21 protein-coding genes and 3 tRNA genes are annotated in these 23,755 nt (G+C 63.5%); 14 read left to right on the top strand and 10 right to left on the bottom strand.

The annotated features are described in order from the left end of the window. The first annotated feature begins 33 nt into the window (after nt 1–33). Nucleotides 34–801 carry a type I methionyl aminopeptidase gene (gene map / locus AB0O52_RS12200; RefSeq protein WP_364537877.1) on the top strand — a complete coding sequence of 256 codons (768 nt, stop codon included), beginning with the start codon at nt 34–36 and terminating at the stop codon, nt 799–801. A 35-nt stretch (nt 802–836) separates the two neighbouring features. On the opposite strand, the gene AB0O52_RS12195 is transcribed toward map, so the two are convergent. Further along, on the bottom strand, nt 837–1,421 hold the full coding sequence (locus tag AB0O52_RS12195; protein ID WP_364537875.1) for a GNAT family N-acetyltransferase: 585 nt from the start codon (nt 1,419–1,421) through the stop codon (nt 837–839). Between the two features lie 652 nt (nt 1,422–2,073). Beyond that, nucleotides 2,074–2,146: transfer RNA gene (locus AB0O52_RS12190), tRNA-Arg, on the bottom strand. A gap of 218 nt (nt 2,147–2,364) precedes the next feature. On the opposite strand from AB0O52_RS12190, the gene AB0O52_RS12185 reads away from it, so the two are divergent. From AB0O52_RS12185 to ettA, 3 genes are all read left to right on the top strand, one after another. Further along, nucleotides 2,365–2,931, top strand: a complete 567-nt coding sequence (locus tag AB0O52_RS12185; protein WP_364537873.1) for a single-stranded DNA-binding protein — start codon at nt 2,365–2,367, stop codon at nt 2,929–2,931. Between the two features lie 167 nt (nt 2,932–3,098). Beyond that, nucleotides 3,099–3,575 (top strand): hypothetical protein, encoded by a 477-nt coding sequence (locus AB0O52_RS12180; protein ID WP_364537871.1) that lies wholly within the window; start codon nt 3,099–3,101, stop codon nt 3,573–3,575. A gap of 47 nt (nt 3,576–3,622) precedes the next feature. Then, nucleotides 3,623–5,305 carry an energy-dependent translational throttle protein EttA gene (ettA, locus tag AB0O52_RS12175; RefSeq protein ID WP_364537869.1) on the top strand — a complete coding sequence of 561 codons (1,683 nt, stop codon included), beginning with the start codon at nt 3,623–3,625 and terminating at the stop codon, nt 5,303–5,305. 88 nt (nt 5,306–5,393) lie between these two features. Here the strand turns inward: ettA and tesB are convergent, their stop codons facing one another. Then, nucleotides 5,394–6,302, bottom strand: a complete 909-nt coding sequence (gene tesB, locus AB0O52_RS12170) for an acyl-CoA thioesterase II (RefSeq protein WP_364537867.1) — start codon at nt 6,300–6,302, stop codon at nt 5,394–5,396. A 63-nt stretch (nt 6,303–6,365) separates the two neighbouring features. On the opposite strand from tesB, the gene AB0O52_RS12165 reads away from it, so the two are divergent. Then, a complete protein-coding gene (locus AB0O52_RS12165) occupies nt 6,366–7,040 on the top strand; it encodes a hypothetical protein (protein ID WP_364537865.1) in 675 nt (224 codons plus the stop codon). A 55-nt stretch (nt 7,041–7,095) separates the two neighbouring features. Here the strand turns inward: AB0O52_RS12165 and AB0O52_RS12160 are convergent, their stop codons facing one another. From AB0O52_RS12160 to pepN, 4 genes are all read right to left on the bottom strand, one after another. Beyond that, a complete protein-coding gene (locus tag AB0O52_RS12160; protein ID WP_364537863.1) occupies nt 7,096–7,569 on the bottom strand; it encodes a globin in 474 nt (157 codons plus the stop codon). Nucleotide 7,570: 1 nt separating this feature from the next. Then, nucleotides 7,571–8,299 (bottom strand): mechanosensitive ion channel domain-containing protein, encoded by a 729-nt coding sequence (locus AB0O52_RS12155; RefSeq protein ID WP_364537861.1) that lies wholly within the window; start codon nt 8,297–8,299, stop codon nt 7,571–7,573. A gap of 146 nt (nt 8,300–8,445) precedes the next feature. After that, nucleotides 8,446–8,925, bottom strand: coding sequence for an OsmC family protein (locus AB0O52_RS12150; RefSeq protein ID WP_364537859.1), 480 nt, complete (start codon nt 8,923–8,925; stop codon nt 8,446–8,448). A 100-nt stretch (nt 8,926–9,025) separates the two neighbouring features. Next, the gene (gene pepN, locus AB0O52_RS12145) at nt 9,026–11,587 is read right to left on the bottom strand and encodes an aminopeptidase N (protein WP_364537857.1); all 2,562 of its coding nucleotides are present in this window, start codon (nt 11,585–11,587) and stop codon (nt 9,026–9,028) included. A gap of 137 nt (nt 11,588–11,724) precedes the next feature. Here pepN and AB0O52_RS12140 point away from each other — a divergent pair, with 137 nt between their 5' ends. The 3 genes from AB0O52_RS12140 (at nt 11,725) to AB0O52_RS12130 (ending at nt 14,266) form a co-directional block, all read left to right on the top strand. Beyond that, nucleotides 11,725–12,726 (top strand): hypothetical protein, encoded by a 1,002-nt coding sequence (locus tag AB0O52_RS12140; RefSeq protein WP_364537856.1) that lies wholly within the window; start codon nt 11,725–11,727, stop codon nt 12,724–12,726. 125 nt (nt 12,727–12,851) lie between these two features. Then, nucleotides 12,852–13,334, top strand: a complete 483-nt coding sequence (locus tag AB0O52_RS12135) for a ribose-5-phosphate isomerase (protein ID WP_364537855.1) — start codon at nt 12,852–12,854, stop codon at nt 13,332–13,334. Further along, the gene (locus tag AB0O52_RS12130; protein ID WP_364537853.1) at nt 13,334–14,266 is read left to right on the top strand and encodes a DNA-formamidopyrimidine glycosylase family protein; all 933 of its coding nucleotides are present in this window, start codon (nt 13,334–13,336) and stop codon (nt 14,264–14,266) included. Before AB0O52_RS12135 ends, AB0O52_RS12130 begins: the two co-directional genes overlap by 1 nt. Nucleotides 14,267–14,334: 68 nt before the next feature. On the opposite strand, the gene AB0O52_RS12125 is transcribed toward AB0O52_RS12130, so the two are convergent. After that, nucleotides 14,335–14,408, bottom strand: a tRNA-Gly gene (locus AB0O52_RS12125). 154 nt (nt 14,409–14,562) lie between these two features. Here AB0O52_RS12125 and AB0O52_RS12120 point away from each other — a divergent pair. The 6 genes from AB0O52_RS12120 to AB0O52_RS12095 all read left to right on the top strand — a co-directional run bounded on the left by AB0O52_RS12120 (nt 14,563) and on the right by AB0O52_RS12095 (nt 19,801). Next, nucleotides 14,563–14,637 (top strand) — tRNA-Pro (locus tag AB0O52_RS12120). 68 nt (nt 14,638–14,705) lie between these two features. Further along, nucleotides 14,706–16,085 (top strand): trigger factor, encoded by a 1,380-nt coding sequence (tig, locus tag AB0O52_RS12115; protein WP_364537851.1) that lies wholly within the window; start codon nt 14,706–14,708, stop codon nt 16,083–16,085. A 243-nt stretch (nt 16,086–16,328) separates the two neighbouring features. After that, nucleotides 16,329–16,940 (top strand): ATP-dependent Clp protease proteolytic subunit, encoded by a 612-nt coding sequence (locus AB0O52_RS12110; RefSeq protein ID WP_284991226.1) that lies wholly within the window; start codon nt 16,329–16,331, stop codon nt 16,938–16,940. A gap of 37 nt (nt 16,941–16,977) precedes the next feature. Next, nucleotides 16,978–17,637, top strand: a complete 660-nt coding sequence (locus AB0O52_RS12105) for an ATP-dependent Clp protease proteolytic subunit (protein ID WP_364537849.1) — start codon at nt 16,978–16,980, stop codon at nt 17,635–17,637. A gap of 183 nt (nt 17,638–17,820) precedes the next feature. Next, nucleotides 17,821–19,107, top strand: coding sequence for an ATP-dependent Clp protease ATP-binding subunit ClpX (gene clpX, locus AB0O52_RS12100; RefSeq protein WP_364537847.1), 1,287 nt, complete (start codon nt 17,821–17,823; stop codon nt 19,105–19,107). Nucleotides 19,108–19,231: 124 nt separating this feature from the next. Continuing rightward, nucleotides 19,232–19,801, top strand: a complete 570-nt coding sequence (locus AB0O52_RS12095; protein WP_364538052.1) for a disulfide bond formation protein DsbA — start codon at nt 19,232–19,234, stop codon at nt 19,799–19,801. A gap of 34 nt (nt 19,802–19,835) precedes the next feature. On the opposite strand, the gene AB0O52_RS12090 is transcribed toward AB0O52_RS12095, so the two are convergent. Both AB0O52_RS12090 and valS read right to left on the bottom strand, forming a co-directional pair. Then, nucleotides 19,836–20,711, bottom strand: coding sequence for a DNA-formamidopyrimidine glycosylase family protein (locus tag AB0O52_RS12090; protein ID WP_364537845.1), 876 nt, complete (start codon nt 20,709–20,711; stop codon nt 19,836–19,838). Between the two features lie 383 nt (nt 20,712–21,094). Continuing rightward, nucleotides 21,095–23,716 (bottom strand): valine--tRNA ligase, encoded by a 2,622-nt coding sequence (gene valS, locus AB0O52_RS12085; RefSeq protein ID WP_364537843.1) that lies wholly within the window; start codon nt 23,714–23,716, stop codon nt 21,095–21,097. Nucleotides 23,717–23,755 lie beyond the last annotated feature (39 nt).

The following is a 23,755-nucleotide window of genomic DNA, read 5'->3' as shown; positions in this document are numbered from 1 at the left end:
TCCGGCCCTGGTTCCTCGTACTTGGAGGCCTCAGTGTCTATGGTGAAGACCCCAGAAGAGATTGCGCTCATGCGCGAAGCCGGAAGAGTGGTTGCCAACACACTTTCGGCGGTTCGTGCGCACGCCGGGGTTGGCGTATCCCTCAAGGAACTCGACGAGGTGGCGGCCGCTTTCATGGGGGCCGCCGGGGCCAAGCCCGCGTTCCTGAATTACCGTCCGCGGTGGGCGTCCACTTCCTTTTCAGGGGTCATCTGCACGAGCGTCAATGACGCCGTGGTGCACGGCATCCCGGACGGATATGTGTTGCAGGACGGCGATCTGTTGAGCGTCGATTGCGGGGCATTCGTAGATGGTTGGTGCGGGGACGCGGCAGTCAGTTTCATTGTGGGCACCGTGGATCCGGTGGACCAGGAATTGATCGATGCCACGGACGCTGCCCTCGCCCGCGGAATCGAGGCCGCCAGGATTGGAAACAAGATGGGCGACCTCGCGTACGCCATTGGCGGAGAAGCCAAGCGCAGCGGCTACGGGATCCTTGCAGATCACGGCGGGCATGGCATTGGCCGGACCATGCACGCCGAGCCGAGCGTGCCGAACCTCGGGCGGCCGGGCCGTGGCGTGAAGCTCGTTGAGGGCCTCGTGATCGCTATCGAGCCGATGTTGATCCTAGGCGGCAGCGACGACTACTACCACGATGACGACCAGTGGACACTGCGCTCCGCCAACGGCCGCCGTGCGGCGCACAGCGAACACACCGTGGCGATCACTGCAGACGGCCCGGTTGTGTTGACACTGCCTTAGCTGGGTTGTTTCGCGGGCATACCGGGGTTGGAGAATCAGCGCCGCAGGCGCATGACCGCCCTTCCGGGTACCGCTGTGGAAACCGTAAAGAAGCCAGCCGCCTCGAACAACTTCACAGTTCCTTGGTAGAGATCGGCCGGTCCGGCCTTGGGCCGCAGCGAGGGATCCACGGGGTAGCCTTCCACGATTTCGGCGCCATGGGCGAAGGCATGCCCGACGGCGGCCTCCAGCAATGCGGCGGCCACCCCGCTCCGGCGGTGGCCGGGAGAAACCACGAAACAGCTCACCGACCAAACTCCCGTGCCTTCATGGGCACCTGCTCCCGCGGTTTTGAGGACCTTGGATCGTTCGATGCGCGGATAGCACTGGCGCGGCTCCACGGCGCACCAGCCCACCGCTTCGCCGCCCCGGAACGCCAGGACGCCGGGTTCGGGGCCGTCGTCGAATTTGGCTTTGAGCTGTTCCTTTCGCTCATCTGGGGGAGTGGTCTTCCAATCCTGGCCGGTGAGTGCGAACCACCGGCACCAACAGCGCGAGGGCTCGCCACGGACGCCGAAGAGCCTTTCGACGTCCGGCCAGCTTGCGGGGCCCGTGGTGATGGCTGCGGAGTTGTGGCTCATGCAACCAGCCTAGAACGCAGCGAGGGCCAACGCCCGGGTTGCGGTGGCGGGTGTAACCCCATCCCGGGCCGGACGGCTAGCCGCTTGCCGTTGCCTCGTCTAATGGCGCGTGGGGTCAGTGATGAGCTCGACCCCGTCCGGCGGGGCGGCCCCGAGCCCATCCGGTCGGCTGAGTGGTCCCGCCTTGGCCTTAGCCGCCCGCCCGGTTCCGGCGTCGCGTTCGCGGTGTTTGGCAAACCGTTTGCGATTTTTGAGCGCCGGGGGTCGCCTCCCGAAGATCAAAACAAGTGCTACGAGTGCCGCGCCCGTCAGCACCGCAATGACCCAGATCCATTGTTGTCCGTCCAAGTTCTTCACCAATCTCAGGTCGTCGATTGTCTGTGCTCAGTCGTGGCAGTCCGGCCTGTCCGGCTCGGAACGGATCCTCAGCGAAACATTAGATTGGCTCGTAATCACCGTCGCGAGTGGTCCATACCCGACTTTTGAGCCTCTTGCGCTGCTGTCGTTAATCAAGGAGGCTCCGGTCCGCAGGCTTTACGGACTTTCGGTACGGAGGAAATGATTCTGGCGGATAAACGGGATCCGATGCATCCGAAGGCAAGAGAAGAGCGGCTCTGGACTACGTTTCCGCAGGTCAGAGCCGCTCTATGAGTGCCCCGGGAGGGAATCGAACCCCCGACCAAGAGATTAGAAGGCTCCTGCTCTATCCTCTGAGCTACCGAGGCAGGCGACGCACGCACAGCACATGGCTGAGGTGCCACCAAGAGTTTACATTGCGGCGGCTGCCTGTGCAGTCAGCTCGCCTTCGACCGTGACTCTCCCCCCACAGGCGGCCATTGGGCTTGGCTATCCACATACGCGAAGTGGATACTGCCGCGGATCTGCGCGGCACGTGAAGCTGAAAGGGCCAGACAGGCAGCTCAACTCACGTTAGGACAAGACCATGAACGACATCATCACTGTCCGGGGATTCGTTGCCACGGAACCCAAAAGTTCGACTACCCCGGGCGGAACGGGGACGGCCTCGTTCCGGCTGGGCTCAACCGCCCGCAGGTTCGACCGCGCGAACGATGCCTGGGTGGATGGCAACACCAATTGGTTCAGCGTCCAGGCGTTCAGGCATCTCGCGGGAAACATCGGATGCAGCGTCAAGAAGGGCCAGCGGGTCATCGTGGTCGGGAAACTCAAGTTGAGGCAATGGGAACACGACGGCAGGATCTACCACGTTGCCGAAATCGTCGCCGAGTCCGTGGGGCACGACCTCATGTGGGGCTCGGCGAACTTCATCCGGACCACCGGTAGCACCGGCCCGCAAAGCACGCCCCTGGCCGCCGAGGCAGAGCCGGAGAACCCGTGGCCCTCGGACGAGGAAGACGGTGAAGACGGCCCGCACGACGACGAAGACGGCAGTGCCGCAGCCGAACGGGAAATTATCCTCCCGGCCGGAGAAGGCGATGAGTCGGTTCTCGTTGATACCCGCACCGGAGAACTCGTGGACGCTCTGAAATGACTCGGGCGTCTGAAATGACGCCGGCGCCTGAAACCGGGATGGCACGGACATCCGCGGATGCCGTGTGGCGCAGCGCGTAGTGCATCGCATGGCAGAATGGCCGGGTGATGAGCAGGGGAACGCCGCGAAAACGATCAGAACGCCGCGACGCGGCCGGGAGCCCGCGTTTGCTGCTTGCAGTACCGTTAATCGTGGCCGGGCTGATGGCCGGCTGCACGGCGCCTGCTCCTGTGGTGTCAGGAAGCACGGCGGTTTCATCGCCTGCCCCATCGAACACAGCCACTGCCGCTCCCGCAGTCACCCCCAGTGCTGGAAACTCACCGGCATCGGCGTCCGCTTCGCTCAGCCCGGGCACGGCGGCCCTGAAGCAGACCATGGAGTCCGTACTGAAGACCATTGCCGCCGCAACTCCGAAACCGGCACAAGACGAACTGCGATCGCAACTCGTATCGGCCGGCATTCCAGCCCCTGCTGTGGAGGTATCGGCGAGCAAGACGCCAACGGGGCTGGATGTCGACGCCATCGAGGCCGCGGCGAGACTGGACAAGGACTGCGTCATGGGCGAGATCAGGGCCGGCCAGGTTTCCGTGACAGTCTTGCCAGTATTGGCCAGCGGCAAATGCTTCGTCGGGGATTCCCGCTAGCAGGGCCGAATGTGAGTTATGCCTTGCCACCCATTAGATTTAACGGCATGGCGGAATTCATTTATACGATGACCAAGGCTCGCAAGGCCGTTGGCGAAAAACTAATCCTGGACGATGTCAGCATGTCGTTCTTCCCTGGCGCGAAGATCGGCGTCGTTGGCCCGAACGGAGCCGGCAAATCCACGATCCTGAAGATCATGGCTGGTATCGACACACCGTCGAACGGCGAAGCCCGCCTCAGCCCCGGCTACTCCGTGGGCATCCTCCTGCAGGAGCCGCCCCTGAACGAGGAAAAGACCGTCCTGGGCAATGTCCAGGAAGGCGTGGGCGAGATCTACTCGAAGATCCAGCGCTTTAACGAGATCTCCGAGGAAATGGCCAACCCGGACGCCGACTACGACACCCTGCTGGAGGAAATGGGCCACCTTCAGGAAGCGATCGACGCTGCAGATGCGTGGGACATCGATTCCCAGCTCGAGCAGGCCATGGACGCACTCCGCTGCCCGCCGGGCGACTCCGACGTGACTGTCCTGTCCGGTGGTGAACGCCGGCGCGTAGCTCTCTGCAAGCTCCTGCTGCAGAAGCCGGACCTCCTGCTCCTTGACGAGCCCACCAACCACCTGGACGCCGAAAGTGTCCTGTGGCTGGAGCAGCACCTCTCGGCCTACCCTGGTGCCGTCCTCGCCATCACCCACGACCGCTACTTCCTGGACCACGTCGCCGAGTGGATCTGTGAAGTGGACCGGGGCCGCCTGTACCCCTATGAAGGCAACTACTCCACGTACTTGGAGAAGAAGCGTGCCCGCCTCGAAATCCAAGGCAAGAAGGACGCCAAGCAGGCCAAGCGCCTCAGCGAGGAACTTGAATGGGTCCGCTCCAACGCGAAGGGTCGCCAGACCAAGTCGAAGGCCCGTCTGGCCCGGTACGAGGAAATGGCAGCCGAGGCCGACCGCACCAGGAAGCTCGACTTCGAGGAAATCCAGATTCCGCCAGGACCGCGCCTGGGTGGCCTGGTCCTGGAAGCCAGGAACCTGCAAAAGGGCTTCGAGGACCGGACCCTGATCGACGGGCTTTCGTTCACGCTGCCCCGGAACGGCATCGTCGGCGTCATCGGTCCTAACGGCGTCGGCAAGACCACCTTGTTCAAGACCATCGTCGGGCTGGAACCGCTCGACGGCGGCGACCTCAAGATCGGTGACTCGGTCAAGATCTCCTACGCAGACCAGAGCCGTGGCGGCATCGACCCCAACAAGACCCTGTGGGAGGTCGTTTCAGACGGTCTGGACTTCATCCAGGTCGGCCATGTTGAAATGCCGTCCCGCGCCTACGTCGCAGCCTTCGGCTTCAAGGGGCCGGACCAGCAAAAGAAAGCCGGGGTGCTCTCCGGTGGTGAGCGTAACCGCCTGAACCTGGCGCTGACCCTCAAGCAGGGCGGAAACCTCCTGCTTCTTGACGAGCCCACCAACGACCTCGACGTCGAAACCCTCAGCAGTCTTGAGAACGCCTTGCTCGAATTCCCCGGCTGTGCCGTAGTGGTCTCGCACGACCGGTGGTTCCTCGACCGGGTTGCCACCCACATCCTGGCCTACGAAGGCGACGAGGAGAACCCGTCGAAGTGGTACTGGTTCGAGGGCAACTTCGAGTCCTACGAGGAGAACAAAGTGGAGCGCCTTGGTGCGGACGCTGCCAAGCCGCACCGTGTCACGCACCGCAAGCTGACCCGCGACTAAGCGAATTGCTCCACAGAAGGCCGGTGCCCCGGATATTTCCCGGGGCGCCGGCCTTCTTGCTTCGAAGATCCTGGCTGCGTTGCGGCAGCTACGACGGGATCCGGAGCATGCCCTCTTGCGCTACCGTGGCGACGTGCCGGCCATCGCGGCTGAAAATCTTGCCGGTGGCGAGTCCGCGGGCGCCTTGGGCGCTGGGGGACTCCTGCACGTAGAGCAGCCACTCGTCCACACGGACAGGGCGATGCCACCACATGGCGTGATCAAGGCTCGCGACGCTCATGCCCGGCGTCATCCAGCTCAATCCGTTCTTGCGCAGCACCGATTCCAGGATGGTGTAGTCGCTGGCGTATGCCAGGGCGGCAAGATGAAGGTTGGGATCGTCCGGCATGGGGCCGAAGGTCTTCATCCAGACCGCATTGCTGGCTACCCGGTCCTTCGGCGCCTCCACGTAGATTGCGGGATCGACGTGGCGGACATCGAAGGGCCGCTCGAAGGACATGTGGCGGGCGAGCGGATGGTCGTACTTCTGCAGCAGTTCCGCCGTGCTCGGCAGCGATTCTGGGTCCGGGATTCCAGCCGGCATGGCGGACTGGTGTTCCACACCCTCGGCTTCGGTCTGGAAGGAAGCGATCATCGACAGGATCGGTTGGCCTTCCTGGTAGGCGTGCACCCGCCGGGCGGAGAACGAGCGTCCGTCACGAAGCCGTTCGACGCTGAACGTGATGGGCTGGTTGGCGTCGCCCGGACGAAGGAAATAGCCATGCATGGAATGGACGGTCCGGTCCTCCTCGACTGTGCGCATGCCGGCAACGAGGGACTGGGCGAGCACCTGCCCGCCGAACACGCGGTGGCGTGGCTGTTTCTGGGAGGGGCCGAGGAAGATGTCCTCGGCGGTCCTCGCACCGTCGAAGTCGGCCAAGGACAACAGGTCGATGAGGGTGGATGTGGGGTCCTCAAGGGCGACCTGATGTTCCAGGCCGGCGCGCGCGTCAGTCATGGTTCGACTCTAGACGCCCCCCTGACCCCTCTCAACCGGGGACATGCCGGTAGAGTCGATGATGTGTCCGATGTATTGACCCAGTCCTTCCGTTTCGTCGATCCCCGTGATCTGGCGGATCTCCGCACCTATGTCACCCGTGCCAAGAGCATCGACGACGGCGCCATCCGGCTGCAGGCCTCCGGACGCGTCCTGGCTGCATATGTGTGCGTCCTGAGGCCCCGCCTCCTGGGCGAAGCTACGCCGACCATTCTCGGGCTTCGGACCATCGCCCTCGCCGCTGACGCGCAAGCGGACGTCACCGTGAGCCTATCCTCGGTCCTGGACCGCTTGGCGCGTTCCGGTACCGAGGACGTCGAGCTTCCGATCCCGCCGTCGACCGTTTCCGAATCGTGGGCAGGAGTCGGAGCGCCCCGCAGCGGCTGGGAGCCGCTGGGTTCAGTGCCCGACGCCGAACTCAAGTCCGTGGCGAATGCCGGCATTGCCGAGGTGGCAGGGATTGTTCCGGAGCAGCCTGGTGCGTTGATCGTCAACAATGCCAGAGCCGCGGTGTGGGGTCGGGAGATTCCCGGACTCGACGGCGTGCCCGCAGGCGCGGCATTCGCGGCCTTGGCGCTCGGCTTCCTTGGCGACGGCGAACACCGGCTCTTCCGCAACGGCCGTTGGTTCCGGCTCAGCGGGAGCCGGGGCCACATCCTGGCACGATCCGGATCAGGCCTGGGTTTCCAAGCCCGCTAAACCCGTCCCAGGCCCTGAGCACTCCCCGGGCAGCCCCAAGCGCCGTCTTACAAGCTCAGGGCTGCTGGACCGACGGGCTGTTGACCATTGTGAGCGCAGCCCGCTCCATGTAGTCCCACAGCGTTCCTTCGTGGAGCGGCGACAAGCCGAGCGAATCCACTGCGGCGCGCATGTGGAAGAGCCAGCGGTCCTTGGCTTCGGGCGTCACCTGGAACGGCATGTGCCGCATTCTCAACCGGGGGTGCCCGCGTTCCTCGCTGTAGGTACCTGGACCGCCCCAATACTGCTCAAGGAACATGAGGAACCGGCGCTTTGCCGGGGCGAGGTCTTGTTCCGGGTACATGGGCCGGAGCAATGGATCTCCTGCGACGCCATCGTAGAAGACATCGATGAGCTTCACGAAAGTCTCGTGGCCACCGATGGCCTCATAGAAGCTGTCGGTGTAGGCAGGCTGGCTGAACGGATCGTTTTGCATCAACTGCCGCCGTTCGGCCGGCTGCGGTGTTGAGGATACCGGCTCGCCGCCCATGTCACTCACCTGCTTTCTGCTCTTGAATCTTGAGGGATTCCTTTGAAGATTTGGGCGCGCCGGATGCGGCGGTTTCGGCGGGCGCAGTGCCCGGGGGCGCAGGCGGAACTTCGTCCGGGACTGCTGGTTCCGCCGGCACGTAGTCGCCTTGGGAGCGGTTGCCCACCCTCAGGATCTCTCCGTTGCGCAGATACCAGATGGCGCCGTCTTCGGCCCGGAGCCGGGTGATGCGCAGGCCCACGGATTCAACGGTGCCGATCACTTCGGTGGTCACGATCACATCGCCGATCCCGAACTGGTCCTCGATGGTGATGAAAATGCCGGACAGGAAATCGCGGATGAGCTGTTGGGCGCCGAAGCCAATGGCCACACCCAGAATCCCGACGCTGGTGAGCAGCGGTGCAATATCCACATTCAGGTATTTGAGCACGTAGATGATGACGATGACCACCACCACTACGCTCAGCACGCTTGTCAGCAGCGAGCCGATCGTGTGGGCGCGTTGGGCGCGCCGCTCATGGTCGAGCGCCCGGAAGGCCGGCTGGACCCACCGGAAATGCGGTTTCTTGAAGAAGCTCGTGCCCTCGGCCACTCGGCGGGTAATACGCAGGATGATGAACCGGGCCACAACCCAGACCACCAACCCAATGCCCAGCGTCACGAAGATTGACGCGTAATCGATTTTGGCTGCATCGGCCACGATGTTGTCGGTCGACGAGGCGACGTTCATATGCGGGAATGCTCCTCACGGGATCCATTTGTTCGCCGGGCCCTTTTTGCCGGGCGCTGAACATTTTGTCCACGGTCAACCCTATCGCCGTAGCGTGGCCGGATGCGCATCGTGATTCCTGGCGTGACAGCCTTCCCGTCGTGTGGCTAGCTGGCGGCCACCGCCGTGCTTGGCTCATGCAGAACGGGAAAATTGACGCTCCTGGCGATAAAGCACACTTGATTGGCCTCATGGTGCAGTTCGTCAACCAGGGAAACATGCGCCGGGTCGGCAACCGTGACCTGCGGCTTCAAGGTGACGTTCTCGAACTGGCCGCTGCCGTCGCGATTGAGCCTCATCATGCCCTCGGCATGGTCTACATAATCGGTGACGACCACCCCGTGTTTGACCGCGACATGCAGAAAGGACAGCATGTGGCACTGGGAAAGGGCGGTGAGGAGAAGTTGCTCGGGGTTGTACCGGCTACGGTCTCCATGGAAGGCGGGATCCGAGGAGCCCTTCAGGACAGGCAGACCGGGAATCTCGACGTCGTGGTCCCTCGTGTAGCCCCGGTAGGTGGAAGTCCCGGCGCCCAGGTTTCCGGTCCAGCGCACGGTCAGGGAGTAGCGGTGTTCGTCCAGGCTCATGCGGAAAGTCTAGCGGCGGTGATTTCGCGCGCGGCACACGGGCAGGCCCCGGTCCCGGTGAACCGGAACCGGGGCCTGCCGGTGATTTACCCGACGGTTTCTAGACGTCTGCCGCGCGGGCTTTCAAGGCGCGGGCAACGCCGTCGCGGTTTTCGAGCATCATGCGCCGCAGGGCGCTGCTATCCGCCGGCAGCTCGGCGAGGAACTTGTCCGTGCGGTCAACCGTGGCCTGCGTGGTCAGCTGAGCCGGGTAGAGCCCGACGACGATTTGCTGGGCCAGCGCATGGGTCCGGGTAGCAACAATCTCCGGCACGGCCTCAAAGTACTCTTCGGCGTACGGCTCCAACAGGGAGGTGTCCAGCACCCGGGTGAAGCCCGTGACGGCGGAGCTTTGAATGGCGTTGGAAAGCTCGCCTGTGACAACGATTTTCTTCCACGCGGCGGCCTTGGCCTCGGGGGTGGGAAGGGCTGCCGTCGCCAAAGCGGCCGCGTTCTGGCCATTGGCCGTGTGGTCGCGCTCGAGTTCGGCGTCGATCCGGTCCTGGCCCTGGCGCCCGCCCACCACCAGTGCGGTGAGGAGTTCCCAGCGCAAGTCCTGGTCGACGGTCAGGCCATCCAGGACAGTGCTGCCGTCCAGGACCGCCTGGATGGTGTCCAATTGGGAGCTGCTCGCGGCGAGCAGCGCGAAGGACTTCACGAATTGGAGCTGGGCGTCCGATCCGGCAGCCGCGGTGGTCGAGAGGTCCCACAGCGCGTCAGCGGCCGCCGCCGTGGCGGCAGCCTTGTGCTCGGCTGCGACGTAGTAGGTCAGGGTGGTGGCCAGCTGCCGGAGCTGGGTCTGGATCACGGAAGAATCGGTCTCGGACGCGATGTTCGCCAGGATCAGCTCGGCGTAGCCACGGGCCGGGGTCTCGCCGTCGCGGGCCGCATCCCAGGCCGAGCCCCACACGAGGGTGCGCGGCAGGCTGTCGGCGAAGTCCTTCAGGTGGGCCTTCGCAGTGGCCAAGGACGGGGGATCGAGGCGCACTTTGGCGTAGGCGAGGTCGTCGTCGTTGAGCAGGACCAGGTCCGGACGTGGCTTTCCGGCAAGGGCGGCGACGTCGGTCCGGGGGCCGTCGACGTCGAGCTCCTCCCGGTGGGTCCTCTCAAGCTTGCCTTCGGCTGAGAGGTTGTAGAACCCGACGGCGAGGCGGTGCGGCCGCAGCGTGGGCTGCTCGTCGATAGCCGTCTGCAGGATCGCAAAGGACGTGATGATGCCGTTGGCGTCGACCTCAAGCTCGGGTGAGAGCGTATTGACGCCGGCAGTCTCGAGCCAGAGCTTGCCCCACTGGTCCAAGTCGCGGCCGCTGGCAGCTTCGAGTTCCTTCATGAGGTCCACGAGTTCGGTGTTCTGCCAGGCATGCTTCTGGAAGTATTCGCGGACGCCGGCCATGAACTGTTCCGGTCCCACCCAGGCAACCAACTGGCGCAGCACGGAAGCTCCCTTGGCGTACGTGATGCCATCGAAGTTGACCTCGACGTCCTGGAGATCGTTGATCTCGGCGAAAATCGGGTGCGTTGTGGGCAGTTGGTCCTGCCGGTACGCCCAGGATTTCTCCACCGAGGCAAAAGTGGTCCACGCCCGGTCGAATTCCGTGTTCTCGACCGCCGCCAAGTGGGACATGTACTCGGCAAAGGACTCGTTGAGCCAGAGGTCGTTCCACCATCGCATCGTGACGAGGTCCCCGAACCACATGTGCGCCAGCTCGTGCAGTACGGTAATGGCGCGGCGCTCGATCTGGGCGCCGGTGACCTTGCCCCGGAACACGTAGCCTTCGAGGATGGTCACCGCGCCGGCGTTTTCCATGGCGCCGGCATTGAACTCGGGAACGAACAGTTGGTCGTACTTCTCGAAGGGATACGGGAATCCGAACTGTGCCTCGAAGAACTCGAAACCCTGGCGGGTCAGTTCGAAGATGTTGTCGGCGTCCAGGTATTGCATGAGGGATTTGCGGGCGAAAACCCCGAGCGGGATGACGCGGCCGTCGGAGCTGGTGACCTTGCTTCGGACCGATTGGTACGGTCCAGCGATCAAGGCAGTGACGTAGGAAGAGATACGGGGAGTGGGGGCGAAATGCCAGACCGAGCGCGCTCCGCCGTCGTCCCCGGGAGTGGTTTCCACCGGTACCGGAGTGGGCGAGTTGGAGATGAGGTCCCAGTGCGAGGGCGCAGTGACCGTGAACGTGAATGCGGCCTTCAGGTCCGGCTGCTCGAAGACGGCGAACATGCGGCGGGAATCTGGCACCTCGAACTGCGTGTACAGGTAGACCTCGTTGTCCACAGGGTCCACGAAACGGTGCAAGCCCTCACCGGTGTTCATGTAGGGGGCATCGGCAACTACCCTGAGTTCGTTCTCGGCGGCGAGTCCGGGCAACTCGATGCGCACGCCGTCGGACACTGCTGCCGGATCGAGTTCGACGCCGTTCAGCGTCACGCTGTGCACGGTCTCCGTGATCGCGTCGATGAAGCTTGAGGAGCCCTCGACGGCGGAGAACTTCACCACCGTGGTGGAGCCGAACACCGTGGCGCCCTTCGTCAAGTCGAGGGTGACGTCGTACGAGGTCACGGTGAGCAATTCCGCGCGCTGTCCGGCTTCGGCGCGCGTCAGGTTCAGGCCTGGCAAGGTTTGCCTCCAAGAATGGTGTCGAGAAGCCGGTTGGTTTCAGCCAGCGCCGGCGCTGTGAAGTTATTCTTTCACTTGATCCTGCCTTGGCAAGGCAGCTCGATCACAGTGTCGCCGGCGCGGGGTAGCGTTGGAATATGGGAAAGATGCGCGACTCGTTGGACCTCCGGGCACTCCGCTTTGCGGTGGTATTTCCGCTGCTGCTGGCGGGCGCATTTGCCGTGTGCGCCCTCATGTTGCGCAACAACCTTCCCGATCCTGTCGCCATCGCGTGGAACGCCGACGGCGGAACCAGCTTTGCGCCGTTCCTCGCCTACGTTTTAGGCGGCGGAGGGTTCCTGGTCCTCGCGGGCTGGCTGGTGTTCATCCAGGCGGTTCCCCTGGCCCGGCCCGTGATCATGCGCCGGGTCATGATGGGCATGGGCCTTATGGTGACCCTCTTCATCACCTCCGTGCTGGCCGCCGGCCTCGTGGGGCAGACTGGACTGGCCGACGCCCGCAGCTCCCACGTTGATGCCACGGTCCTCGCGCTGGGCGCGGGCGCGGCGCTGCCCCTGGGCGTGGTCATGATGATGGCTTTCAAGCCCGACCCGCACTGGACGCCGGAAGACGACGCAGCCCTCGAGGCCGAAAGGATCCGGGCGGAGGACCCCGGCCTGGCGGAGGATTCCATGTTGCTGTGGGTCCACGCGCGGAGTTCGGTATTCGTGATGATCTGCGTGGCCACCTTGTTCCCCGCCACGTTGATCGCGATTGCGCTCCCGTGGTTGGGCGCATTGCTCGCAGTGATCGCCGTCATCGGAGCCTGTTTCCTCTTCGTCCGGGTCAGGGCGGACAGGGGAGGCGTGCAGGTCTTCGTCGCGGGCGTTCTGCGGGTCCTTACGGTGCCTGCCGTGGATATCGCAGGCGCTGCCGCGCAGGACGTCAGGGCTGCCGACTTCGGCGGCTGGGGACTCCGGCACCACGGAGGAGCCACGGCCATGCTCGTTAGTAGCGGTCCCGCCGTCGTTGTCCGTCAGGTCAGCGGCCGGAGGGTGGCGTTCAGCGCCGGGACCTCGGCCACGGCGGACAGGCTTGCCGGAATCCTGAACCGCGTCGCGGCGCGTGCCCAGCACGGCGAGCAGCCTCCTGTCCCCTGAGCCCGTATGGTCTGGCTTCGTCTTAAGAGGTGAGCCGGGGTCCGATCCTAGTAACCTAGGAACCGCATCCCTCACCGCCGCGCCCGGCATTGCCGCGTTCGCGCGCCAGACTGAATGGACTTCCTGTGACCACACCCCGCGTCCACATCGCCACGGACCACGCCGGCATGGAGCTCAGCGCCCACCTCGTAAGCCATTTGACCGCCAAAGGCTACGACGTCGTTGACCATGGCCCCAAGGTGTACGACGCCCTTGATGACTACCCTTCGTTCTGCATCAACGCGGCTACCGCCGTAGTCGCCGACCAGAAGGCAGGCATTCACGCTTTGGGCATTGTCCTGGGCGGATCCGGCAACGGTGAGCAAATTGCCGCGAACAAGGTCAAGGGCGTCCGGGCCGCACTCGCCTGGAACCTCTCCACAGCGAAACTGGCCCGCGAGCACAACGACGCCAACGTGGTTGCCGTTGGAGGCCGCCAGCACACCGTCGAGGAAGCCACCGAACTGATCGAGGCCTTCCTGGAAGAACCGTTCAGCAACGACGAACGCCACGTGCGCCGCATCGGAAAAATCGCCGTCTATGAGAACACCGGCGAAATCGTTGCATAGTGCCTGAAGGGCACTCCATCCATCGCCTGGCACGCCAGTTCCAGGATGTTTTTGCCAGCAAGGTGCTCGAGGTCTCCAGCCCCCAAGGCCGGTTCGCGGCAGGCGCGGCGCTTTTGGACCGCCACGAACTGCTCGAAGCGACGGCGCACGGCAAGCAGCTCTTCCTCCGTTTTGACCATGGGGTTCTTCTGCATGTCCATCTGGGTCTTTACGGCGCGTGGAGTTTCGGTGGCGATGAATCTTTCCGCGGGGCCTCGAGCATCGGTGCGCCACGGCGGATCGGCGAACGTGAGACTTACCCGCAAGACGCCGGGCAGGATGCCGGTCTGGGTGCGGATTCCCGCGCAGGGAGCGCCGGAATCGGCTACGCGGGTCCGCCCGAGCCCGTGGGTGCCGTGCGCGTGCGCCTCGTTTCGGCGAACGGCTGGGCAGACCTGAGGGGCGCCACCACATGCGCAGCGATCACCGAGGCGGACGCCGCGGCTGTCCTGGCCCGCTTGGGTCCCGATCCCCTCCACAACCGCACTGGGGACCGTGCGGAGTTCATCCGCCGCTTGCTGCGCCGCAAGACCGCCGTCGGGCTCCTCCTCATGGACCAGTCTGTCGTGGCCGGGATCGGAAACATCTATCGCGCGGAAGTGCTGTTCCGCCAGCGGGTTGATCCGTGGACTCCGGGCAGCTCCCTGGACGCAGAAACCGCCGGACGACTGTGGGATGACACCGTGTCGGCGATGTCCGACGGCGTCCGTGACGGCCGGATTGTTACGACCCCGCCGGCTTTGTGGAGCGGCGGGAACTCCGGAGCGTTCGACGGCGAGGCCCACTTTGTCTACAAGCGGCAGGGACAGCCGTGCCGCCGATGCGGCGAAGCCGTGGCGATGGCCGAGATCGGTGCCCGCAAACTCTATTGGTGCCCCGGCTGCCAGAACTGAAGTCCGCCCTTGGCGGTTGCAAACCTTGGGAAACGCGAAGGGCCCCTCGAGGAGGGGCCCTTCGTTCTTGGAGGGGACGACGGGAATCGAACCCGCGTAATCAGTTTGGAAGACTGAGGCTTTACCATTAAGCTACGTCCCCGGGCAAGACTGCACGGATCTCTATCAAACTGACAGAGTGTTCCGCACATCTTTCCGGCGGCTGTTGAAGCCGGATATAACTAAACCTAATTCAGGGGCCAAGTGTCAAATGTGCATTCTCCGCCGACATGCCCGTAGACTGTCCTGTGCATTCACGGGGTGTAGCTCAGCTTGGCTAGAGCGCCTGCTTTGGGAGCAGGAAGTCGCAGGTTCAAATCCTGTCACCCCGACTCTGTGTGCCTGTCCCGATCCGGGACGCGGCAGAACCCCATCCCACAAAACCAGGAGTACTTAGACTGTGAAGAGCGCTGTCGAGAACCTCACCGCCACGCGGGTCAAGCTCAACGTTGAGGTTCCCTTTGAGGAACTGAAGCCGAGCATCGATGCCGCTTACAAGACCGTAGCTTCGCAGATCCAGGTTCCCGGGTTCCGCAAGGGCAAGGTTCCCTCCAAGCTGGTTGACCAGCGCGTCGGCCGCGGCTACATCCTGGAGACCGCCATCAACGACGGCCTCAACGGCTGGTACCAGGCTGCCGTCCAGGAAGCCGGCCTCCGCCCGCTGAGCCGCCCCGAGGTTGAGATCACCGAGGTTCCGGACCCGTCCTCGACCGACGGTGAGCTGAAGTTCCAGGTCGAGATCGACGTCCGTCCCGAGGTTGAACTGCCCGACTACGCCGGCATCAAGGTCGAGGTTGCTGCAGCCGAATCCTCCGACGCCGACGTCGACAAGGCCCTCGACGAGCTCCGCGGCCGCTTCGGCACGCTGAAGTCCGTTGACCGCCCGGCCGCCGATGGCGACTTCCTGACCATCGACATCACCGCCACGATCGACGGCGCCGAGATTGACTCCGCCACCGGCCTGTCCTACCAGGTCGGCGCAGGCACCATGCTTGAGGGCCTCGACGAGGCTGTCACCGGCCTTTCTGCCGAAGAAGAAGCAATTTTCGACACCACGCTGGTTGGCGGCGAGCACGCCGGCGAGGCAGCCCAGGTGAAGGTTGTTGTCAAGACCGTCAAGGAGCGCGAGCTTCCTGAGGCCAACGACGACTTCGCCCAGTTGGCATCCGAGTTCGACACCCTTGCTGAACTGCGTGAAGACCTTGCCAAGCAGGCCGCTGAGTCCAAGGTCGTCGGCCAGGGCGTCGAAGCCCGCGACAAGGTCCTGGACAAGCTCGTCGAGCTCATCGAGGTTCCGGTTCCGGATTCCGTGGTCGAAGAGCAGCTCGAAGCGCACTTCAACGCGGAGAACGCCCACGGTGAAGGCGAGCACGACACCGAGGAACACCGCGCCGAGGTCAAGGCCAACACAGCCCGCGCCTTCCAGAACGAGATCATCCTTGACGCCATTGCCGACAAGGAAGAAGTGAGCGTCAGCCAGAACGAGCTGATCGACTACATCGTCAGCACCGCAAGCCAGTACGGCATGGATCCGAACCAGTTCGCCCAGATCATCGATCAGAGCGGCCAGGTTCCCATGATGGTTTCCGAGGTACGCCGTCGTAAGGCTCTCGCGGTCGTCCTCGGCCAGGCCGAGGTTGTCGATTCCGAAGGCAACAAGGTCGACCTCAGCGACTTCGTGCGCCCCGCTGGCGAAGAACTCCCGGCAATGGAAGAAGCAGCTGAAGCCGAAGAAGCGGCTGTTGTTCCGAGCGACGACCCCGCTGCAGTGAAGTTCTAGTTTCAACTCAAACCGCCCCCGGATCCGTGATCCGGGGGCGGCTTGGTTTAAGCCCGGCCAGCACCAAAAGCGGCACCCTTCCGCAATCGTGCGCCGTCAGCGAACAGCGCGATTTGAGAGAACAAATCGCCGTGGAAAACGGTTAGTGTCCAAGTAGTGAAGATCAGGGATGGCAAGTTCAGCAATGGCCCTGTCACCAGCGAGAGGTAAGTACTTATGTCACAGCACGCAGAGGCCCCCAGGATGGCAACCGTCGATCCAGCGGCCCAGGACAACTACATCTACAACCGCCTGCTGAAAGAGCGCATCATCTGGCTCGGATCCGAAGTCCGTGACGAGAACGCCAACGCGATCTGCTCCCAGCTCCTCCTCCTCTCCGCTGAAGACCCGGAGAAGGACATCTACTTGTACATCAACTCTCCCGGCGGCTCCGTGACCGCCGGCATGGCCATCTACGACACGATGCAGTTCATCCCGAACGACGTCGTGACGGTTGCCACCGGGCTCGCGGCCTCCATGGGCCAGTTCCTCCTTTCCTCGGGCACCAAGGGCAAGCGCTACGCCACGCCCAACGCCCGCATCCTGATGCACCAGCCCTCCGGCGGCATCGGCGGCACGGCGTCGGATATCAAGATCCAGGCGGAGCTTATCCTTCACATGAAGAAGGTCATGGCCGAGCTGACGGCCGAGCAGACCGGACAGACCGTGGAGACCATCCTCAAGGACAACGACCGCGACAAGTGGTTCACGGCTACCGAAGCGCTCGAGTACGGCTTCTTCGACAAGATCTCCGCCCACGCAGGCTCTGTGGCCGGCGGTGGCGGAACAGCCAACTCGTCGAACTCCGAGAAGTAACCGGCAGCAAGAAACATTCAGATCAGGAGCAATAAAAATGAACTACAACTTTGGATGGTCTGCCGGTAATCTCCCGTCCAGCCGCTATGTCCTCCCGCAATTCGAGGAGCGCACGCCCTACGGCTTCAAGCGCCAGGACCCGTACACGAAGCTCTTCGAGGACCGCATCATCTTCCTCGGCGTGCAGGTTGATGACGCTTCCGCCGACGACATCATGGCCCAGCTGCTGGTGCTCGAGTCCACGGACCCGGACCGCGACATCACGTTGTACATCAACTCCCCGGGCGGCTCGTTCACGGCCATGACGGCGATCTACGACACGATGACGTACATTCGTCCGGAGATCCAGACCGTTTGCCTGGGCCAGGCGGCCAGTGCCGCGGCCGTGCTGCTCGCGGCAGGTACGGCGGGCAAGCGCCTCGCCCTGCCCAACGCACGGGTCCTGATCCACCAGCCGTCGCTGTCCGGCGGCCAAGGGGGCCAGGCCTCGGACCTTGAGATCCAGGCCGCAGAAGTCATGCGCATGCGCTCATGGCTTGAGGACACGCTGGCCAAGCACTCCGGGCGGACGCCGGAACAGGTCAACAACGATATCGAGCGCGACAAGATTCTCACCGCTGCCGAGGCAATGAGCTACGGATTGATCGACCAGGTGCTCGATTCCCGTAAGATCAAGCCCCAGGCGATCGCCAGGTAACTGGCCAAAACTCGACGCCGGTGCGGTTCAGGAAATATGGACCGCATCGGCGTTCTGTTTCAACCCAAGCAGCCCATTGTGTCCTACAGTGGAAGTTGTCATGGTGGCGCCCCCGCTGCGATCTTGCGAAATTGCGGATAGATACGGGGCTGCACCACCCGCATGAAACGAAGGGATTCCCACATGGCTCGGATTGGCGAGAGCACGGATCTGCTGAAGTGTTCTTTCTGCGGAAAGAGCCAAAAGCAGGTGCGGAAGCTGATTGCCGGGCCCGGCGTGTACATCTGCGACGAGTGCATCGAACTCTGCAACGAGATCATCGAAGAGGAACTCGCCGAAGTATCGGATCTTGGTAGCTTCGAGTTGCCCAAGCCGCGGGAGATCTTCGACTTCCTCCAGGAATACGTCATAGGCCAGGAACCTGCGAAACGCTCCCTCGCCGTCGCGGTCTACAACCACTACAAGCGCATCCAGGCGGGCCACGCACCGAAGACAGGGCTCGGCGAAGGCGGACACCACGAAGACGTGGAGATCGCCAAGTCCAACATCCTGCTGATCGGCCCCACCGGCTGCGGCAAGACTTACCTGGCGCAAACCCTGGCCCGCCGTCTGAACGTACCCTTCGCCGTCGCCGACGCCACGGCCCTGACTGAGGCCGGATACGTCGGCGAAGACGTCGAAAACATCCTGCTGAAGCTCATCCAGGCCGCCGACTACGACGTCAAGAAGGCCGAACAAGGCATCATCTACATCGACGAGATCGACAAGATTTCGCGCAAGAGCGAGAACCCGTCCATCACGCGCGATGTGTCCGGCGAAGGCGTGCAGCAGGCCCTCCTGAAGATCCTCGAAGGAACCGTGGCCTCGGTTCCGCCGCAGGGCGGACGTAAGCACCCGCACCAGGAATTCATCCAGATCGACACCACCAACGTGCTGTTCATCGTGGCCGGTGCGTTCGCCGGGCTCGAGGACATCATTGGATCGCGGTCCGGACGCAAAGGCATTGGTTTCGGGGCCCCACTCAACGAGGTCAAGGACAACGCAGACAGCTACGGCGAGGTGATGCCGGAGGATCTGCTCAAGTTCGGGCTCATTCCTGAATTCATCGGGCGCCTCCCGGTGATCACCACCGTGTCCAACCTTGACCGTTCCGCGCTCATCCAGATTCTCTCCAAGCCCAAGAACGCCCTGATCAAGCAGTACCAGAAGATGTTCCAGCTGGACGGCGTCGAGCTTTTGTTCGACGACGACGCCCTTGACTCGATTGCGGACCAAGCGCTTGAACGCGGCACCGGAGCCCGCGGCCTGCGGGCCATCATGGAGGAAGTGCTGCTGCCGGTCATGTTCGACCTGCCCAGCAGGGAAGACATCGCGAGCGTCGTCATCACTGCCGACGCCGTGAACAAGAAGGGCCAGCCCACCATGATCGCGCACGAGGTCATTGCGAAGCGTCGGAATAAGTCCGCCTAGCCTGAGGTTGGCATGATTGGTGCCGGACACCGTTTCGTCCGGCCAACGCGCCCCCTTACGCCTATTGAAGGAGTTCCCTGTGCCCGAGCAAACCGCCAACAAGGTCGATTTTTGGTTCGATCCCATGTGCCCCTTTGCCTGGGTGACATCCCGCTGGATCGGTGAAGTGGAAGACGTTCGCGGCATCGAGACCAACTGGAACGTCATGAGTCTGTCCGTCCTCAACGAAGGCCGCGAGCTGCCTGCCGAATACACCGAGAAAATGAAGCTGGGCTGGGGACCTGTCCGTGTCATCATTGCCGCCCGCGAGCTGTACGGAAACGAGTACATCAAACCGCTATACGACTCGATGGGTTCCCTCATCCACCACGAAGGCATCAAGGATTTCTCCGAGGTCATCTCCAAGGCCCTGGCAGAAACAGGCCTCCCCGCCGAGTTGGCCCAATACGCCGATTCCGAGGAATACGACGTCCAGTTGCGTGCGAGCCACGAATCGGGGATCTCCCTGGTGGGCCAGGACGTCGGCACCCCGGTGGTCGCCGTCAACGGCACAGCCTTCTTCGGCCCGGTCCTCACCCGCATTCCCCGTGGCGAGGAAGCCGGCCGGATCTGGGACGCCACCGTCACGTTGGCCGGCTACCCGCACTTCTTCGAGCTCAAGCGCAGCCGCACGGAAAGCCCGGAATTCAACTAGCCTGAGCGTGCGGTCGTCTGGACCGCAGGCGCGGCTATTTCAGGAACCGCGACGTTCTACGATCCGCCAGGATCTTTCCGTTTGTCTGGCAGCCAGGGCAATACTGCAATGAAGTGTCGGCAAAGGACACCTCGCGGATGGTGGTCCCGCACACAGGGCAAGGCTGGCCCGCCCTCCCGTGGACCCGCATGGTGTTACGCTTCGTGTCCTTGAGTTCGCTTGAGGCTTTGCCGACGGCGGCAGCGACGGCCGCACCGAGGACACTCTCGATGGACTCGTAGAGGACACGGGTGGTGTCTTCGTCGAGCGATTTGGCGATCGCGAACGGTGAAATCCTGGCGGCGTGAAGGATCTCGTCACTGTAGGCGTTGCCGATGCCGGCGATGACACTTTGGCTCCGAAGGAGTCCCTTGATCTGGTGCGCGCTTGTGGAAAGGATTCCGGCGAGGGTTTCCACCGTGAATTCAGGGCTCAGCGGGTCCGGGCCGAGTGTCGCGATCCCGGGAACGTCCAAGGGATTGTGCACCACGTATACGGCCAGGCTCTTCTTAGTCCCGGCTTCCGTCAGGTCCACTCCGACGTGGGTTGAGCCGTCGCTCTTGGTGAAGCCGAGCCTCGCGGCAATATTGCTGCCGCCCATGCGCAGCTGGGTGTGGGATGGCTGCTCCGTGTAGCGCAGCCACCCGGCCTTGGCGAGATGGAAGATGAAATGGATGCCCTCGGCGTCGAGACTGACGAACTTTCCGAAGCGTTCAACGCCGACGATTTTGCGACCCTCTAGGCTTGAGTAAGGCGGATCGGCTGTCTTCAGCACGGCAAAAGAAGTGATCTGGATCTTCGTCAGTTCGGCACCGAGAAGATTCCTGCCCAGGAAGGCAGTCAGCCCGGCCACTTCGGGAAGTTCTGGCATAGCAACACTGTGCCACAAAGCGCCCAGCCCCAGAACCCCGGGCGCCTGCGATGAGGCCCCTGAATTACATTTGAGTAGTTCCTCAAGAGGGCTTGTGCTGGCCGGGGAGCGGGTCAAGAATAGAACTTACCCACTTCGAAAGAAGAGGGACACGGGAACCAGAGATTCAGTGATATGCAGCTGACGCAGCCTTCGGCAAAGTTGGATGCAAGCTACCAGTGACGAGGTAGGAAGACCTGAAAGTCCGAGGATTCCGCCAGACTGCCAAGACGTCACCAGGCAGCCGAAGAGTCGAAGCCCCACCAACGGCTAAACGCTGATGGGGCTTCCCCTTTGCCCGGAAACTCTTTGGCTCGTCCCGGAAACTCCCGGGCTCGTCCAAACTACGCCTGGGCGGGCTCCTCGGCAGGTGCCAGGACAACGTCGCTGACCGTGAGCTCGCCGTCGCCTGCTACCAGTGAGATCTCCTGTGCGTTGGCTGCGGCCTTGAGGTCTCCCAGTCCGGCTTCCAACTGTGCAACGAACGACTCGGTAGCGGTGATGGTGGCGGAGAGGACCTCGGTGCGCTGCTTGACCTTCGCCTCGGACTTGGCCTTGCGGATGCCGCTCAGCGCGATGCCGACGGTGCCCAGCATGGTGGTGTCGCCGTCGACGATTTCCACCGCTGCCGGCCACGCCGCGCGGTGAACCGAACCCGCGCGCCACCAGCTCCAGACCTCTTCGGTCGCGAAGGGCAGGAACGGCGCGAACAGCCGCAACAGCGAGTCAAGCGTGGTGGCAAGGGCTGCAAGCACGGATGCCTGTTCGGTCTCGCCGGCCGCACCGTAGGCGCGGTCCTTGATGAGTTCCACATAGTCGTCCGTGAACTGCCAGAAGAACGATTCCGTGATCTGCAGCGCGCGGGCGTAGTCGTAGTTGTCGAATGCCTTGGTGGACTGCGCGACGACGTCGGCCAGCTGGGCCAACAACGCGCGGTCCAAGGGGTTGCTCAGGACGGACAGGTCGGCGCCGACAACCGAGTTCTCCGTAGCGCCCAGGTTCAACACGAACTTGGAGGCGTTGAGAAGCTTGATGGCCAGGCGGCGGCCGATCTTCATCTGGGCGATCTCGTAGGCGGTGTCCGCGCCGAGCTTGGCCGAGGCGGCCCAGTAACGGACGGCGTCGGAGCCGAACTCGTTCAGGACGTCGGTGGGAACAACCACGTTGCCCTTGGACTTGGACATCTTCTTGCGGTCCGGGTCCAGGATCCAGCCCGAGATGGCGGCGTGCTTCCACGGCGCGCTGTTCTGCAGGGCATCCGCCCGGACAGCCGAGGAGAAGAGCCAGGTGCGGATGATGTCGTGTCCCTGCGGGCGGAGGTCGAAGGGGTAGACCTTGCCGAACAGTTCCTCGTCACGGCTCCAGCCGCCCACGATCTGCGGAGTCAGCGACGACGTGGCCCACGTGTCCAGGACGTCGGCGTCTCCGATGAAGCCGTTGGGCTGCTCGCGCTGGGATTCCTCGAAGCCGGGGGCCGCGTCTGCCGCAGGGTCCACGGGAAGGGACTCGTCGGACGGCAGGATCGGGTTTGCGTAGTCCGGGTTGCCCTGGGCATCCAGCGGGTACCAGACGGGGATCGGCACCCCGAAGAAGCGCTGGCGCGAAACGAGCCAGTCACCGTTCAGCCCGGAGATCCAGTTCTCGTAGCGCGAGCGCATGAAGGACGGGTGGAACTCGATCTCGTGTCCACGTGCGATCAACCGTTCGCGGCGGTCCTCGTCCCGCCCGCCGTTGCGGATGTACCACTGGCGCGACGTGACAACTTCAAGGGGCTTGTCGCCCTTCTCGAAGAAGTTCACGGGGTGCGTGATCTTCTTGGGCTCGCCATCGAGCAGATCGGCGGCAAGGAGAAGCTCGACCACTGCCTCCTTGGCAGAGAACGCCGTCTTGCCGGCGATAGCCGCGTAGGCTTCCTTGCCGGCGTCGGTGGTGATCCACTCTGGAGTCTCGGCGATGATGCGGCCGTCGCGGCCCATGATGGCGCGAGTGGGCAACTGCAGCTCGCGCCACCAGGTGACGTCGGTCAGGTCGCCGAAGGTACAGACCATGGCGATGCCCGAGCCCTTGTCCGCCTTGGCGAGCGGGTGGGCTTTGACCTCGAGCTCAACGTCGAACAGGGGAGAGGTGACGGTCTTGCCGAACAGCGGCTGGTAGCGCTCGTCGTCGGGGTTTGCCACCAGCGCAGCGCACGCGGCGAGCAGTTCCGGACGCGTGGTCTCGATGTAGATCTTCTCGCCGTCAGCGGTGAAGAAGGGGTACCGGTAGTACGCACCGGCAACCTCGCGGTCCTCCAGCTCGGCTTGCGCGACCGCGGTGCGGAACGTCACGTCCCACAGGGTGGGGGCCTCGGCCATGTAGGCGTCCCCGGCGTTCAGGTTCTCGAGGAAGGCACGCTGGGACACTGCCCGGGACGTGTCGTCGATGGTGCGGTACGTCAGGTCCCAGTCAACGGACAGGCCGAGGGTCTGGAACAGGTTCTCGAAGACCTTCTCGTCCTCGACGGCGAGTTCCTCGCAGAGTTCGATGAAGTTCTGGCGCGAGACGACGTCGAAGTCGCGCTGGTTCTTCGCAGGCTGTGCCGGCGGGCGGTAGTCGGCGTTGTAGGGAATGGCGGGATCGCAGCGGACGCCGTAATAGTTCTGCACGCGGCGCTCGGTGGGAAGCCCGTTGTCGTCCCAGCCCATCGGGTAGAAGACGTTCTTGCCGGTCATGCGCATGTAGCGGGCCTGGACATCCGTCTGCGTGAACGAGAACATGTGGCCCACGTGCAGCGAACCGGATGCGGTAGGCGGGGGAGTGTCGATCGAGTAGACCTGCTCCCGGGTGGTGTCCGGGTTGAACTTGTAGGTTCCATCGTCCAGCCAGCGCTGCGTCAGGGCAGCCTCGAGGCCTTCAAGGGCCGGCTTGTCGGGAACGTTGATGGGGGCGGTGGCGGGCGTGTCTGTACCCTGCGTTGATTCAGCCATGCGCCAATTGTTTCATGGTCTTGCACCGCCCCGCCCCGC

Source organism: Arthrobacter sp. NPDC080073 (genome assembly GCF_040686575.1).
In the GTDB taxonomy this organism is placed as follows: Bacteria; Actinomycetota; Actinomycetes; order Actinomycetales; family Micrococcaceae; genus Arthrobacter.
This window is presented reverse-complemented; position numbering and strand designations above follow the sequence as displayed.

Coding starts and splice junctions, on each gene's coding strand:
- AB0O52_RS12155 (WP_364537861.1), bottom strand. CDS start 8,299: ATGAACGTCGCCTCGTCGACCGACAACATCGTGGCCGATGCAGCCAAA.
- AB0O52_RS12185 (WP_364537873.1), top strand. CDS start 2,365: ATGAACGACATCATCACTGTCCGGGGATTCGTTGCCACGGAACCCAAA.
- clpX (WP_364537847.1), top strand. CDS start 17,821: ATGGCTCGGATTGGCGAGAGCACGGATCTGCTGAAGTGTTCTTTCTGC.
- tesB (WP_364537867.1), bottom strand. CDS start 6,302: ATGACTGACGCGCGCGCCGGCCTGGAACATCAGGTCGCCCTTGAGGAC.
- AB0O52_RS12195 (WP_364537875.1), bottom strand. CDS start 1,421: ATGAGCCACAACTCCGCAGCCATCACCACGGGCCCCGCAAGCTGGCCG.
- valS (WP_364537843.1), bottom strand. CDS start 23,716: ATGGCTGAATCAACGCAGGGTACAGACACGCCCGCCACCGCCCCCATC.
- AB0O52_RS12140 (WP_364537856.1), top strand. CDS start 11,725: ATGGGAAAGATGCGCGACTCGTTGGACCTCCGGGCACTCCGCTTTGCG.
- AB0O52_RS12150 (WP_364537859.1), bottom strand. CDS start 8,925: ATGAGCCTGGACGAACACCGCTACTCCCTGACCGTGCGCTGGACCGGA.
- AB0O52_RS12110 (WP_284991226.1), top strand. CDS start 16,329: ATGGCAACCGTCGATCCAGCGGCCCAGGACAACTACATCTACAACCGC.
- AB0O52_RS12105 (WP_364537849.1), top strand. CDS start 16,978: ATGAACTACAACTTTGGATGGTCTGCCGGTAATCTCCCGTCCAGCCGC.
- AB0O52_RS12160 (WP_364537863.1), bottom strand. CDS start 7,569: ATGGGCGGCGAGCCGGTATCCTCAACACCGCAGCCGGCCGAACGGCGG.
- AB0O52_RS12095 (WP_364538052.1), top strand. CDS start 19,232: ATGTGCCCCTTTGCCTGGGTGACATCCCGCTGGATCGGTGAAGTGGAA.
- ettA (WP_364537869.1), top strand. CDS start 3,623: ATGGCGGAATTCATTTATACGATGACCAAGGCTCGCAAGGCCGTTGGC.
- AB0O52_RS12090 (WP_364537845.1), bottom strand. CDS start 20,711: ATGCCAGAACTTCCCGAAGTGGCCGGGCTGACTGCCTTCCTGGGCAGG.